This is a genomic window from Erwinia sp. TECH1 (assembly GCF_054057575.1).
Genome location: NZ_JBSRZK010000001.1, coordinates 736468 through 750192 on the forward strand (window position 1 = coordinate 736468; position 13725 = coordinate 750192).

General features: G+C 56.8%; 11 protein-coding genes. 5 read left to right on the forward strand and 6 right to left on the reverse strand.

Features of this window, described 5'->3' with window-relative positions:
• Window positions 1-175: 175 nt before the first annotated feature.
• Together ACVWZ0_RS03315 and ACVWZ0_RS03320 are read right to left on the reverse strand one after the other, a co-directional pair.
• On the reverse strand, window positions 176-1144 hold the full coding sequence (locus ACVWZ0_RS03315; RefSeq protein ID WP_253455751.1) for a TerC family protein: 969 nt from the start codon (window positions 1142-1144) through the stop codon (window positions 176-178).
• Between the two features lie 244 nt (window positions 1145-1388).
• Window positions 1389-2378 (reverse strand): Gfo/Idh/MocA family protein, encoded by a 990-nt coding sequence (locus tag ACVWZ0_RS03320; protein WP_253455748.1) that lies wholly within the window; start codon window positions 2376-2378, stop codon window positions 1389-1391.
• A 166-nt stretch (window positions 2379-2544) separates the two neighbouring features.
• Between ACVWZ0_RS03320 and ACVWZ0_RS03325 the strand changes: the two genes are divergently transcribed.
• Window positions 2545-4236 carry a chloride channel protein gene (locus tag ACVWZ0_RS03325; RefSeq protein ID WP_253455747.1) on the forward strand — a complete coding sequence of 564 codons (1692 nt, stop codon included), beginning with the start codon at window positions 2545-2547 and terminating at the stop codon, window positions 4234-4236.
• A 45-nt stretch (window positions 4237-4281) separates the two neighbouring features.
• Here ACVWZ0_RS03325 and ACVWZ0_RS03330 read toward each other — a convergent pair whose 3' ends face one another.
• Window positions 4282-4782, reverse strand: a complete 501-nt coding sequence (locus ACVWZ0_RS03330; RefSeq protein ID WP_253455745.1) for a M48 metallopeptidase family protein — start codon at window positions 4780-4782, stop codon at window positions 4282-4284.
• Window positions 4783-4968: 186 nt separating this feature from the next.
• Between ACVWZ0_RS03330 and ACVWZ0_RS03335 the strand changes: the two genes are divergently transcribed.
• Both ACVWZ0_RS03335 and rlmG read left to right on the forward strand, forming a co-directional pair.
• Window positions 4969-5445, forward strand: a complete 477-nt coding sequence (locus ACVWZ0_RS03335; RefSeq protein ID WP_456783629.1) for a thioredoxin family protein — start codon at window positions 4969-4971, stop codon at window positions 5443-5445.
• Window positions 5446-5640: 195 nt separating this feature from the next.
• Window positions 5641-6768, forward strand: a complete 1128-nt coding sequence (rlmG, locus tag ACVWZ0_RS03340; RefSeq protein ID WP_253455741.1) for a 23S rRNA (guanine(1835)-N(2))-methyltransferase RlmG — start codon at window positions 5641-5643, stop codon at window positions 6766-6768.
• Here rlmG and ACVWZ0_RS03345 read toward each other — a convergent pair.
• Complete coding sequence (locus ACVWZ0_RS03345; RefSeq protein ID WP_253455739.1) at window positions 6765-7478, reverse strand: polyphenol oxidase family protein; 714 nt, start codon at window positions 7476-7478, stop codon at window positions 6765-6767. The two genes, rlmG and ACVWZ0_RS03345, sit on opposite strands and share 4 nt — an antisense overlap.
• Window positions 7479-7589: 111 nt before the next feature.
• Window positions 7590-9593: an NADPH-dependent 2,4-dienoyl-CoA reductase gene (locus ACVWZ0_RS03350; protein WP_253455737.1), complete on the reverse strand. Its 2004-nt coding sequence runs from the start codon at window positions 9591-9593 to the stop codon at window positions 7590-7592.
• 724 nt (window positions 9594-10317) lie between these two features.
• Between ACVWZ0_RS03350 and ACVWZ0_RS03355 the strand changes: the two genes are divergently transcribed.
• A complete protein-coding gene (locus ACVWZ0_RS03355) occupies window positions 10318-10473 on the forward strand; it encodes a Hok/Gef family protein (RefSeq protein WP_253455735.1) in 156 nt (51 codons plus the stop codon).
• A 640-nt stretch (window positions 10474-11113) separates the two neighbouring features.
• Window positions 11114-12223, forward strand: coding sequence for an AI-2E family transporter (locus tag ACVWZ0_RS03360; RefSeq protein WP_253455732.1), 1110 nt, complete (start codon window positions 11114-11116; stop codon window positions 12221-12223).
• A gap of 26 nt (window positions 12224-12249) precedes the next feature.
• On the opposite strand, the gene ACVWZ0_RS03365 is transcribed toward ACVWZ0_RS03360, so the two are convergent.
• On the reverse strand, window positions 12250-13455 hold the full coding sequence (locus ACVWZ0_RS03365) for an FAD-dependent oxidoreductase (protein WP_253455729.1): 1206 nt from the start codon (window positions 13453-13455) through the stop codon (window positions 12250-12252).
• Window positions 13456-13725 lie beyond the last annotated feature (270 nt).

The following is a 13725-nucleotide window of genomic DNA, read 5'->3' on the forward strand; positions in this document are numbered from 1 at the left end:
AAAAACCAGCTGTAAAAGTGATGGAATGCGCCTCAGCGTCGTGTGCGCTGAACTGACGGCATCGGTGTGTTTGCGCAGGCAGTATAAGGAAATGTGTTGGCAGGGGAAGCGAAAAGTGGCCCGACGGCGGCGGAATATTCTGCCGTCGGGCCTGGCTGTTACGTCAGGGTAAAAGTTATTTCCGCAGCGCTAAACGATCGTTGCGGCGGTTAACCAGAGCGTTAATCAGCAGCGTAATGGCCAGGATACCGCCGACGATGCTCAGCGAAACCGCCACCGGAATATGATAGAAATCGACGATCAGCATCTTGATACCGATAAAAATCAGCACGATCGCCAGACCATATTTCAGCATAGAGAAGCGTTCTGCCACGTTAGCCAGCAGGAAGTACATCGCGCGCAGGCCAAGAATAGCGAACAGGTTAGAGGTCAGGACGATAAAGGGATCGGTAGTAACGGCAAAAATAGCCGGAATGCTGTCCACGGCGAAAATAACGTCGCTCAGCTCGACCATAATCAGCACCAGCAGCAGCGGCGTGGCGTAGAGCAGGCCGTTGCGGCGCACAAAGAACTTTTCGCCTTCCAGGTTATCGGTCATGCGCAGATGGCCACGCAGCCAGCGCACCACCGGCTTATCGCCTACCGCGCCTTCATCGCCGCCTGCCATCGCCATTTTGACGCCGGTAAACAGCAGAAACGCGCCGAACAGGTAGAGGATCCAGCTGAATTCCGACACCAGCCAGCTGCCGGCGAAAATCATGATGGTACGCAGCACGATGGCGCCCAGCACGCCGTAAATCAGCACGCGGCGCTGAAGCGCAGCAGGAACGGAGAAGTAGCTGAACAGCATCAGCCAGACGAAAACGTTATCGACGGCCAGCGCTTTTTCCAGCACGTAACCGGTCAGAAAGGCGAGGGATTGCGTATGGGCGATCTGCGGCCCGACGGTTTCTTTCAGATACCACCACAGCCCGGCGGCGAACAGCAGCGAGAGGCTAATCCAGACCAGCGACCAGAAGGCGGCCTGCTTCATCGACATGGTTTGCGCGCCGCGCCGCCCCTGCATCAGCAGATCGATGGCCAGCATAATCACCACCACGACAGCAAAGCTGCCCCAAAGTAACGGCGTGCCTACAGTATTCATAGTTTTGTCCTGTCAAAAATAAAATGGCCAACATCGGAAGACGTCAGCCACACTATTTTTGCTGTGAGCAAACCTCGCCTTCCGGCAAGGTCTCACTTACAGTCAGCTTGCTGACTGCCCGGCAACCGGGCGCTTACGCACCGTAATGACGATTGACCGACGAAGAAGTTACTCCCCTTTGCAGCAGTGAAGATAGTGGCCGCGAGCACATTGGTCAATCTTACGCAGAAATATTTAGCAATATTTACACGGCGGCCAGCGCATCGGCAGGAAAAACCACGCCGGTCTGGCGACGGATCTCCGTCAGCAGCGCCGCTGTGATGCGCGTCACGGTCAGGCCCGGATGGTCTACAGCGTGTTCTTCCACCAGCCGGACAAAGGTTTCCGCTTCGTACAGTAACGTGTTGATGTGCTGAGGCTGGCTAAGATCCTGCGGCTTCGCGCCGCGCGGTATGAAATGGATCTGCTGGCAGTCGGCCAGCTGCCCGATAACCAACGATCCCGCTTCGCCCTGGATTTCGCCGGGCAGATCGGACTGGCTGACTTTGGAGTGCAGCAGCGTCACGTCGAAACCGTCGTAGCTCATAACCACCGTACCGTGGGCGTCGACGCCGCTCTCCAGCAGCGAAGCCGTGGCGACCACGCGCGCCGGCTCGCCCCACAGGCTGACCGCCGCTGCCAGGCAGTAGTAGCCGATATCCATTATCGAGCCGTTTGACCAGGCCGGATTAAACGTATTCGGGTTCTCTCCCTCCAGATAGCGCTGATAGCGTGATGAATACTGGCAGTAGCTAAACAGCGCCTTGCGCAGCTTGCCGACCTTCGGCAGCGCCTGGCGCAAAATGTGAAAGTTCGGCAGGCTGGCCGTTTTAAACGCTTCGAACAGCACCACCTGATTAGCGCGCGCGCAGGCGATCATCGCTTCCGCTTCGCGAAGGTTAGAGGCGAGCGGCTTCTCACAAATCACGTGCTTCTTGTGCTGTAAAAACAGCAGCGCCTGCTGACAGTGCAGCGCGTTGGGGCTGGCGATATAAACGGCGTCTACCGCATCCGACTGCGCCAGCCGATCGAGAGAGGTAAAAAAATGCTCAACGGGATAGTCGCGGCTGAAGGCCTGAGCCTGCTCCAGCGTGCGTGAATAAATGGCGGTAAGCTTCATTTTGCCGGTTTCGTGCGCGGCGTCGACAAACTGACGCGTAATCCAGTTGGTTCCAATAACAGCGAAGCGGATCATAATTTTTCCCGAACGGTTGATTCATTGAGCCGGGCGCCGTGCGCGCCGTAACCTTATCTACCAGCGTAGCAGGCAAAAAAGCGCGGCGGGCGCGCTGACTATTTGATTTTTAACGCTGCCTCTCTCACGATAAGAGCAGGTTAACGGCGGCGAGGTCAAAAAATTCATGTCCACAGGCAGTAAACATGCACTTAACTGGACCAGCCTGCTGGTCGCTATTCCTGTGGGGCTGGCGGCTTCGCTGGTGACGCTGGGTTTCCGCTTGCTGATAGAAGGCATCAATCTGCTGATGTTCGGCAGCCGTCAGGATGTGACCCAGGCTATCGGCGTCTGGCCCTGGTATACGTGGCCGCTGATTGTCGGCGGCGGCGGGGTACTGGCCGGATTTTTTCTGCGCTACGCCACCGCTATTGAACAGAAAGCGACGGTTCGCACCGATTATCTGGAAGTGATCAACGCCAGGCTGGACGCGGTGCCGACCAAAACCTCGCTGTTTCGCGCGCTCTCTTCCATCGCCAGCATCAGCAGCGGCGCGTCCATTGGTAAGGAGGGGCCGATGGTGCAGATTTCGGCGCTGGTGGGCAGCCTGATGGGCCGCTTCTGCTTCAAAAATCTGCCGCTGAAGAACACGGACGTCGTGGCGATGGCCGCGGCAGCCGGGCTCTCTTCCGTTTATCATGCGCCGCTTGCCTCGGCTATCTTTGTGGCGGAAATCGCGTTCGGCATTTCCGCCTTACAGCGGCTGATCCCGCTGATTATCTCGGCTGGCGTGGCCGTGCTGACCATGTCCGCGCTGGGCTATCGTTCCGCCATCTACCCTTTTGCCCACGCGCAGTTTGCGCTGACGCCGGAAAACATGCTGCTGACGGTGCTGATTGGCCTGCTGGCGGGCCTGGCCGGCTGGACGCTGATTTGGCTGATCGCGCAGAGCCGTAAGCGCTTTAGCCGCGTTAAAAGCCTGCCGCTGCGGCTGGGGCTGGGCGGCGTGATGGTGGGCGTGCTGGCTATCGGCAGCACTAAGGTGCTCGGCAACGGCTATGAGGAGATTGTGGAGATCATGGCCGGCAGCTTTATGCTAAAAGGGCTGATTGCGCTGCTGCTGTTAAAGATGCTGGCCACGGCTATTTCGGTTGGCTCCAACGCTGTCGGCGGGCTGTTTACGCCATCGCTGCTGACCGGCGCGCTGTTGGGCGTGGTGGTTGCCAGCCTGGCCGCGCTGGCCGGGCTGCCGGTGGATAACGTCGTCATTTTCGCCGCTGTGGGCATGGGCGCGGTGCTGGCCTCGGTCAGCCAGGCGCCGCTGATGGCGATGCTGATGGTGCTGGAAATGACGCTAAACAGCAGCCTGCTGTTTCCAACCATGATCGCCTGCGTGCTGGCTTTTATGGTGGTGTACCGTCTGCAATCCAGCAGCACCTATCCGGTTATTCAGCGCCATTTCAGCCGTTCGGACGCCAAGTTCGATTTTGACAACGGCATTATCTCGCAGTTTATCGTTTCCGGCGCGGCGCTACAGCCGCAGGATCCCGTCGGCAAGGCGCTGGCGGTGAGCTCGCTGAAGCGCGAACGTTTCGTCTATGTGATTAACGAAACCGGTCAGTTTATGGGCGCGGTGTCGATCCACGATATTTCGCGCAAGGTGCTGGATAAGGAGATTACGCTGAACTCGCCGATAAGCTGCGTAACGGACGAGAATTTCCCTTATATTTTTGAGAATCAAACCATTACGGAAGGTTGGGAAGCCTTCGCCAGGGTGACGCTGGAGCGTCTGCCGGTGCTGAATAATCCTGTCGAGCGCAAGTTTCTGGGCGCGCTTACCAAAACCAGCCTGATCCAGAAAGCAAAGGACTTTTTATAATGCGACAGCAGGTCGCGGCGAGCACGGAGGCACGTCGCGGCGGCGCTAGCTTTCTCTGCCGCGCAGCGCCTGTTCGGTCAGCCACAGGCGCGTATCAAATTCCAGCTGGTGATACTGCGGCTCCATATGGCAGCAAAGCTGATAAAACGCCTTGTTATGATCTTTCTCTTTAATGTGCGCCAGCTCGTGTACCACGATCATGCGTAAAAATGCCTCCGGCGCCTGTTTAAAAATGGTCGCCACGCGGATTTCCGCCTTCGCCTTTAGCTTGCCGCCCTGCACGCGGGAAATGGCGGTGTGCAGCCCCAGCGCGTGTTTCATTACCTTGATTTTGCTGTCGTAAATCACTTTATTCAGCGGCGGTGCGTTACGCAGGGCCTGGTTTTTCAGCGTCAGCGCGTAGTCATATAACGCTTTGTCGCTGGTGATGGCGTGCGTGTCGGGATAGCGTTTTTGCAGTACTTCGCCCAGCCGCTGCTGATCGATTAGCTGCTGCACCTGAGTCAGCAATGACTCCGGATAACCTTGTAAATAGAGTAAAGACACAGGCGCTCCCACATAAATAATGGTCGAAAGCCGGATTTTATCATGCGGACGCCGCGCCGGGGGATCTTTGCGTCGACGGCGCGTGACGTTGCAAGCCTTAAGACCTTTTCGCATACTGTCGGTTTAGTGAATGATTCGGAGTCATCATGATTGATTACAGAGAGCTGTTCAGCGCGGGCGCGGGCTTTGAGGCTTTTGCCAAAACCGGCCTGGCTGGCGAAATTGCCGCCGTCAAAGAGGGCGCGCGCGAAGCTGAACTCGGAAGAGTATGTTTCCAGCGAGCTGAAGGAGCAGGTAAAACAGGTGCGCGGCGCTTATTATCTGCTGACCGCAGCGGAATTGTGGTGTCCGGACTGCCAGCGCAACGTGACCGCGATGCAGTTTATCAGCGAGCTACAGCCGACCATCTCCCAGGCGATTATCAGCAAAAGCCGGGCGGAACGTACGCTGCTGCCCGCGCTGGCGCTGGATAAGGTGCGGATCCCTTTTACCGTGGTGCTGGATGAGAAGTTTGAGCCGATCGGCACTTTTGTGGAAAGACCGGAAAAAGCGATCCACGGCGGTGAAGCCGAGCTACAGGCCTATCGGGAAGGTCGGCTGTTAAACGCAACCATTGAGGACATTCTCGCTATTATTCATCAGCATCAGGCAACCCGCGGCTGACGGCAGCCGCAGGCAGCGCGGATCCGTCAGGAAAAAATCAGCAATTTCAGGCGATAACAAAGTCAGCGCGGCACGGTGGCGACAAAAGAAGAAAAGGTGACAGCGGTCGCAACTCTCGCCTGAACAAGAAAAACATTTACTGTCGGCGCATTTTAGGGGATAACTCGCGGGAATTTTTATCCAGCCGGAGATCCCATGAGCCAATTCGAACTGAGCCACCGCACGCTGACGCTGCACCGTTTTCCCCAGATGCGTGAAGAAAGCCCGTTACAGGCGTGGGACGCCGCCGATGAATATTTGCTGCAACAGGTTGCGGACAAGCCTGCCAACGGCACGACGCTGATCTTTAACGACACCTTTGGCGCGCTGGCCTGTGCGCTGGTGGGCGAAGAACTTTTTAGCATCAGCGACTCGTGGATCAGCCAGCAGGCGACGCGGCAGAACCTGCTGGAAAACGGCATGGACGAAGGCGACGTGCATTTTCTGGACAGCCTGGCCGCGCTGCCCGCCAGCCCGGCCCGCGTGCTTATAAAAATCCCTAAATCCCTTGCGCTGCTGGAGCAACAGCTGCGCGCGCTGCGCCATGTGGTAACGCCGGAAACGCAGGTTATCGCGGCGGGTAAAGCAAAAGATATTCATACCTCGACGCTACAGCTGTTCGAGCGCGTGCTGGGGAAAACCACCACGTCGCTGGCGGTAAAAAAAGCGCGGCTGATCTACTGTACGCCAGCGCTGCCGGAACTGGCCGCAGGCGCGGAAACCTACAGCTGGCCGCTGGACGGCACGCCTTACCACATTCATAACCACGCCAACGTGTTTGCCCGCAGCGGGCTGGACGTCGGCGCGCGTTTCTTTATGGCGCATCTGCCGGATAATATCGACGGTGAAATTGTCGATCTGGGCTGCGGCAACGGCGTGATCGGCCTGATGGCGCTGGAGCAGAATCCCACGGCGGAAGTGCATTTCGTTGATGAATCCTGGATGGCGGTCGCCAGCAGCCGGATGAACGTGGAGGTTAACCGCCCGCAGGACATGGCGCGCAGCCACTTTGCGGTCAATAACTCGCTGGCCGGTTTCCCTTCCGATCGCCTGCATGCGGTGCTTTGCAATCCGCCTTTCCATCAGCAGAACACGCTGACCGATCATATTGCCTGGCAGATGTTCCGCGATGCGCGCCGCTGTCTGCAATACGGCGGCGAGCTGCGCATCGTCGGCAACCGTCATCTCGACTACTATCGCAAAATGAAGAAGCTGTTCGGCAACTGCACCACCGTCGCCTCTAACCAAAAGTTTGTGATCCTGCGTTCGGTAAAACTGCGTTAACGCCGCCTGATCCAGGCATATCGCTGCTGATAGCCATGCTGAAAATGGCCGTTGCGGCGATAGCTCGCCTGTTCTTCCGCCATACAATAGGTGCAGATGCCGCTCAGCTCGATTTGCGCTTCCGGCACGCCTGCGCGCATCGCCATGCGTTTCGCCAGCAGCGGCAGATCGAACCAGACGCCCTGCGTGGTGCCGATTGCCTGCGCTCTTACCGCCTGCGGATTGCGATATTGCCGCGTGGAGTACGCCAGCAACGGCCGCAGGTCGTGCGGGTTTTCCTGACGCATAGCCGCGATGCGATCCTCGCCCAGTTCATAACAGCACGGCCCAATCGACGGGCCAACGGCAAGATACAGGCTGTCCGGCGTTGCACCGCGCTCGCAAAGCCGATGGATAGTCTGAATGAGCACGCCTTTTAGCGCGCCGTTCAGCCCGGCATGAACGGCGGCGACCTGCTTCTGCCGCACGTCGGCGATCAGCACCGGCAGGCAGTCGGCGGTATAGACCGCAACGGGGTACGAATCTGTGGCAATCAGGCCGTCGGCCTCGTGGCTTTTCACCGGCAGCGCTTCGCTGCTCAGCAGGACATTAGCCGTATGGCGCTGACGATTCATGATGCTTTCCGGCGGCGGCGGCTCGCCAGCGGGCTGAAAAGCATGATCGAGCCAGGCAAGAGAAGAGAGCAGGGTGGAATGGTAAGCGTGCGGCATCGGGCGACCTTTTTAACGGATGTCCTGAGTCCTGACAGCTTAACCTGGCGATGTGAACAGCGAATAACTTTTGTTGCCGCCGCCAGGAAAAGCTTCGCCGCGCTGGCCCGGCTAAATCGTTAACGCCAGCCGCGTGCCCTGGGCGATAGCGCGCCGTGCATCCAGCTCTAACGCGCGATCCGCGCCGCCGATAATGTGCACCGGACGGTCGCCCAGCGCTTCCGCCAGACGACGATCGGACTGCTGGCCCGCGCAGATCACCACGTTATCCACCGCCAGCAGAACCGGCTCGCCCTGATGCAGAATATGCAGGCCGTCATCGTCGATTTTCAGATACTGCACGTCGCCCCACATCTTGACCTGACGCATCTGTAGGCTGGCGCGATGGATCCAGCCGGTGGTTTTGCCAAGGCTGGCGCCGGGTTTGCCTGGCCTGCGCTGAAGCAGCCAGATTTGGCGCTCGCTCTGCGGCGGCTGCGGCGTTGTCAGGCCACCAGGCTGTTGCAGCGTGCGGTCAATGCCCCATTCCTGACAGAAAGCCGTGATGTTCTGACTGGTTGGCTCGCCGTGCTGGGTCAGATACTCGGCAATATCAAAACCAATACCGCCCGCACCGATAATCGCCACGCGCTTGCCCACCGGTTTTTTATCGCGCAGCACCGCCAGATAGCTCAGCACGCTGGGATGGTCGATACCGGGGATTTCCGGCGTGCGCGGCAATACGCCGGTTGCCAGCACCACCTGGTCATATCCGGCCAGATCTTCTGCCGTGACGGCATGATTAAGCCGCAGCGTAACGTTATTCAGCATCAGCTGGCGCGTGTAATAGCGTAGCGTCTCGCTGAACTCCTCTTTGCCCGGAATTTGCCTGGCAAGCGTAAACTGACCACCGATAACGGCTGCCCGATCGAACAGCGTGACGCGATGTCCTCGTGCGGCAGCATTTACCGCAAAAGCCAGTCCGGCCGGCCCGGCGCCGACTACGGCCAGGTTTTGCGGCTTTGCCGCGGGCGCGATCGCCATTTCGGTTTCGTGGCAGGCACGCGGATTAACGAGGCAGGAGGTCAGCTTGCCTGCAAATATCTGATCCAGGCACGCCTGGTTGCAGCCGATGCAGGTATTGATTTCATCGCTGCGGCCTTCCTGCGCCTTACGTACAAAGGCCGCATCGGCCAGGAAAGGACGCGCCATCGACACCATATCGGCGCAGCCTTCATCCAGCAAAGCCTGCGCCACGTCCGGATGATTGATGCGGTTAGTGGTAATCAGCGGCACGGTCAGGTGCTGTTTCAGCTGCTTTGTCACCCAGCCGAAAGCGCCGCGCGGAACGGAGGTGGCAATAGTGGGAATGCGCGCCTCGTGCCAGCCTATGCCGGTATTAATCAGCGTCGCGCCCGCTTTTTCTATGGCTTGTGCCAGCCGCACCGTCTGCGGCAGCGTGTTGCCCTGTTCCACCAGGTCGAGCATCGACAGGCGATAGATAATGATAAACGCCTCGCCGACCGCCTGACGAACCGCCCGCACGATTTCCAGCGCGAACCGCATGCGCCGCTGCTCGTCGCCGCCCCATTCGTCGTCGCGCTGATTGGTTCTGGCAGCCAGAAATTGGTTAATCAGGTAGCCTTCTGAACCCATGATTTCCACGCCGTCGTAGCCTGCCTGTTTCGCCAGTGCGGCGCAGCGCGCAAAATCAGCGATAAGCGTCAGGATGCTCTCATGACTCAGCACGGCTGGCTTAAAGGGATTGATGGGCGCCTGTAATGCGGACGGCGCAACCAGGCCTGGCTGATAGCTGTAACGACCAGCATGTAAAATCTGCAGCGCAATCTTGCCGCCGGCCTGATGCACGGCTTCGGTGACTACGCGGTGGTGCGCAAGCTGGTCAGGATGGTTGAGGACGGAAGCGCCAGCCGTGACCACGCCTTCCGCCGAGGGAGAAATCCCGCCGGTAACAATCAGCGCCACGCCTGCGGCCGCGCGTTCCGCATAAAAAGCGGCCAGGCGGCGCGGGCCGTCGGGATGCTCCTCCAGCCCGGTATGCATCGATCCCATCAGCACACGGTTTTTTAACTGGGTGAACCCTAAATCCAAAGGCGAAAAAAGTGAGCGGCTCATAGTTGCGATCGTCAAAGTGGTCGGATGAGTTCCACTGTAGCGGCGGCGCCCTGTTTCCGAAAGCGGTGCAGATAAAATTGTGATGTATGCCCGGCTAATTGGATAAAACGGGAGTGGGTGGACCTGGTGTAGTCGTTGGAATGGGTGGCGTTGCTGGAATTGGTGTAGTCGTGGGACTTGGTGGACTTGGTGGACTTGGTGGACTTGATAGATTTGGTATGGTCGCTGGACTTGGTGGAGTCGTTGGAATTGATGGCTTTGGTGCGGTCGTTAGAGTTAACGGAATCGGTAGATTCGGTAGATTCGGTGGAGGCTGAACTCAGCCGTTTCGCCATCATCGCTGAAGCTTTTAACCTTCAGGTACTTTCATCCTTCTTTTCGTACCAAGTGCATATTATTAAAAACTAAAATTTTACATTTTATATCGGACCTTTTATAACGTTCGGATCGCTGTTATTTGATTGACCCCACAGCTGAGTGTTGGCTCCCCGGACGCCGTTGCAGGAATTGCCGAGCCGTCACGCAACTCTGCGTTTTGCCGGTGGGATAACAAGGGAAAAGGGGTAAACTGCGCGGCGGGTGCTCTGGATCTTTCGGTCCCGGGCATGGCAAGGGACAGAAAGAGAAAGGCCCCACCCGAAGTTATCAAAGTGAGGCCAACCCTTATGTCCAACAACATAAAGGTAGCCTTTTACCCGCTGAAAAGCAACGGAGAAGGAAGCCAATGAAGGCAGCAAAGTTACTCTTTTTGAGCCTGCTCATCTTCTGTGTAACGGTACTGATATTTACATGGATAACGCGCGGCTCACTGTGTGAACTGCATATCAGACAGGGAGGAACGGAGGTTGTCGCCAGCCTGGCTTACGAATCCGGAAGGTAAGGCGACCCGGCGGCGGGCTTAGTCCCGCCGCCTGTTGCGGCATGATCCACGAGCACCCTTCTTTTTGTACGTTACTCTTTTTTTTAGGGCCATAAATATTGATAAATGGACTTGCGGATTATATTTGTGGCGGCTCTGTTTTAACGGTCAGTACGGTATTTTTTGATCGACCCCACGATCGGGAATGCGATCCGTTGACGCCGTTGCAGGAATTGCCGAGCTGTCACGCAACTCTGCGCTTTGCCGGTGGGATAACAAAGGGAAAGGGGTAAACTGCGCGGCGGGTGCTCTGGATCTTTCGGTCCCGGGCATAGCAAAGGACAGAAAGAGAAAGGCCCCACCCGATATTATCAAAGTGAGGCCAACCCTTATGTCAGACAACATGAAGGTAGCCTTTTACCCGCTGGAAAGCAACGGAGAAGGAAGCTCAGGAGAGGGATGTGTGTCAGGTTGCCTGATTGCCATCAGCATCTCGTTATACCACTGCTGCAAAGAGAGTTTTTTTACGGCACTAAAGCCATATGCGGAAAAAAGCGTGGATAAAAGGGCCGGGCATACGGCCTCATCTTTGTGCTGGTATTGCAAAACCAGCACAGCCCTCTATGCTGCGTTAGCAAATTCTTGCTTCAGAGAGCATAAAATGAGATTTCCCGGCCTGACCAAAGGATTTTTCCTCTTAATCCTGCTTATCGTGACCGTCGCTTTTTTCGAGGTGCTGCAACCTTATTATTCTGCTGTGTTGTGGGCAGCGATCCTGGCGGTCATTTTCCATCCGATGAAAAACAAAATCCGCCAGTGGATGGGAGAAAGAAACGGCGCCGCCTCCCTGGTGACCGTGGCGATTATCTGTCTGATCGTTATTACGCCGCTGGCGCTGATCCTCTCGTCGCTGGCGGTTGAGTTCAACATCGTTTACAGCAAAATTCAGGCTAACAGCACGCCGCTACCGACAATGATGACGAATACGGTGCACCATCTTCCGCAATGGGCGCAAAATTACCTGGCCGATCATCAGCTGAATACCGTGGGCGGCATTCAGCAGAAGCTTTCTCAGGTTGCGTTGCGGGGCAGCCAGTATCTGGCCGGCAGCGTGTTCCTGATCGGGAAAAGCAGCCTGAGCTTTGCGTTAGGCTTCGGTATCATGCTTTACCTGCTGTTCTTCCTGCTGAAAGACGGCTCCTGGCTGGTCAACATTATTCTGAAATCGCTGCCGCTTTCACGCTATGCAAAACACCATCTGCTGGCGAAGTTCGCTGCGGTGGCCCGCGCTACGGTAAAAGGCACGGTCGTGGTAGCGGTGGTGCAGGGCGCGCTTGGCGGCTTTGCCTTCTACGTGACCGGCATTGATGCCAGCCTGCTGTGGGGCGCGCTGATTGCTTTCCTGTCGCTGGTGCCGGCCGTAGGTTCGGCTATTGTCTGGGTGCCCGCCGCCATCTTCTTTTTCTCTACCGGATTAATTTGGAAAGGCATTTTCCTGGTCGCTTTCTTTGTGGTGATTGTAGGCCTGGTGGATAACTTCCTGCGGCCGTTGCTGGTAGGCAAAGACACTAAGATGCCGGATTATCTGATCCTCATTTCTACGTTAGGCGGAATGGAAATCTACGGCATCAACGGTTTTGTCATTGGCCCGCTGATTGCCGCAATGTTTATTGCCTGCTGGAACCTGCTTTCCGGACGCGATCACGAAGGCAACAGCGAAGAGCTGGACCCAGAGTTTATTGAGGAAGGCAAAACACCGCCGGCCAGCTGATTAAATGCGGCCCTGCGGGGCCGCTTTCATTTCTGCGCTTCTTCAGGCAGCTCACGATAAAATCCCATCCCTATCAGCCTGCCGAATAAAAATGGCAGGAAAGGGCGACGACGCAGCCAAAGCTCCATACGACCGGGCGGCTTGCGTCGAGGCTTTTTCCCCGCTTTGCTAATCATAATTTGCAGCGACTGCGTAGCCCAGGTAGCGAAAGCGCGCCGCCGCTGGACTTTCTCCAGGTCTTTCAAAGTCAGCGAACCCTTTCTCAAAGGCCCTGACAGAAGATTAGCGGTCGCTACGGCATCCTGGATCGCCAGGTTGACCCCCACGCCGCCGATGGGTGACATGGCGTGCGCGGCATCCCCAATACACAGCAGGCCAGGTTTGGCCCACTGCTGCAAACGGTCGATGCGGATCTCCAGCAGCTTAACCCGATCCCAGTCGGCAATTTCCAGCTGGAGTCGCTCAAGGGAAAATGGCGAAGCGCTGGCAACCTGCTGCAGAAAAGCGGAAAGTCCGGTTTCCTGCAAAGCAGTAAAGCTGCCCTGGGTAATCGAATAGCCGCACTGCCAGTAGTCGCCGCGATCGATCATTATAAAATGGTTCTTAGGCCCACGATGGCCCGGCGACCATTCAGGATCGTCGGCTTGTTTAGCCACCTTCATCCACAGAACATCCCGTGGCGAACCGAAACGCTGCACTTCCAGGCCAGCGAGCGCCCGAATAACGGAATGGCGGCCATCGCAGCCAATAACCAGAGCGCTGAGGAATTCGCGCGCTTCGCCTTCCACTGTCGCCTTAACGCCTTTGATCTGACCCTGCTCTTCAATTAATGCGTCAACCTTCGCGTTCTGGATCAGCTGAAAACTGGGCAGCTGTAAGGCTTTAGCGTGCAGGAAGTTCAGAAAATCCCACTGCGGCATAAAAGCGATATATTTACAGCGGGTAGGCAGACGAGTGAAGTCCGCCATCGTAGCCGGCTGGCCATCGATCTCGCCGTAGAGCTTTTCTGCTTTTTGGTGCGGCAGCGCCAGAAACTCATCCAGAAAGCCCAACCGCCAGATAATTTCCAGCGTAGAGGGATGGATAGTGTCGCCACGAAAATCCCGTAAAAAATCCCCGTATTTTTCCAGTACCGTCACAGGAATGCCGTTGCGCGCCAGCAGATAACCCAGCATCAGCCCGGCCGGGCCGGCGCCGACGATGCAGCAGGAAGAAGGGGTAGAGGTATTCATTCAGGACCGTCCGGCTAACTCAATAAATGATAATTGTTATCATTGGTCAGGAAGAAGATCAAACTACATCGGGCCGGACAGCACTAATGTTTCATATTGGTGCTGGCAAAGCTGCGCTGCGGCAGGCCGATACAGGCGGCCGGTTTAGCATAGTCCGGCAGGTTTTAGCGCTATGAGAAAAGGCGTGTGTTTTTATTATTAACAGGCTAACCCTTACTTCACTTAATTAGAAATAAGAGCAGTTTTGTAGCGTTTCATCAGCGGATGATC

Excerpts from the sequence above, each read along its gene's own strand:
- ACVWZ0_RS03365 (WP_253455729.1), bottom strand. The coding sequence starts at position 13,455 with ATGAATACCTCTACCCCTTCTTCCTGCTGCATCGTCGGCGCCGGCCCG.
- rlmG (WP_253455741.1), top strand. The coding sequence starts at position 5,641 with ATGAGCCAATTCGAACTGAGCCACCGCACGCTGACGCTGCACCGTTTT.
- ACVWZ0_RS03320 (WP_253455748.1), bottom strand. The coding sequence starts at position 2,378 with ATGATCCGCTTCGCTGTTATTGGAACCAACTGGATTACGCGTCAGTTT.
- ACVWZ0_RS03350 (WP_253455737.1), bottom strand. The coding sequence starts at position 9,593 with ATGAGCCGCTCACTTTTTTCGCCTTTGGATTTAGGGTTCACCCAGTTA.
- ACVWZ0_RS03345 (WP_253455739.1), bottom strand. The coding sequence starts at position 7,478 with ATGCCGCACGCTTACCATTCCACCCTGCTCTCTTCTCTTGCCTGGCTC.
- ACVWZ0_RS03325 (WP_253455747.1), top strand. The coding sequence starts at position 2,545 with ATGTCCACAGGCAGTAAACATGCACTTAACTGGACCAGCCTGCTGGTC.
- ACVWZ0_RS03315 (WP_253455751.1), bottom strand. The coding sequence starts at position 1,144 with ATGAATACTGTAGGCACGCCGTTACTTTGGGGCAGCTTTGCTGTCGTG.
- ACVWZ0_RS03355 (WP_253455735.1), top strand. The coding sequence starts at position 10,318 with ATGAAGGCAGCAAAGTTACTCTTTTTGAGCCTGCTCATCTTCTGTGTA.
- ACVWZ0_RS03360 (WP_253455732.1), top strand. The coding sequence starts at position 11,114 with ATGAGATTTCCCGGCCTGACCAAAGGATTTTTCCTCTTAATCCTGCTT.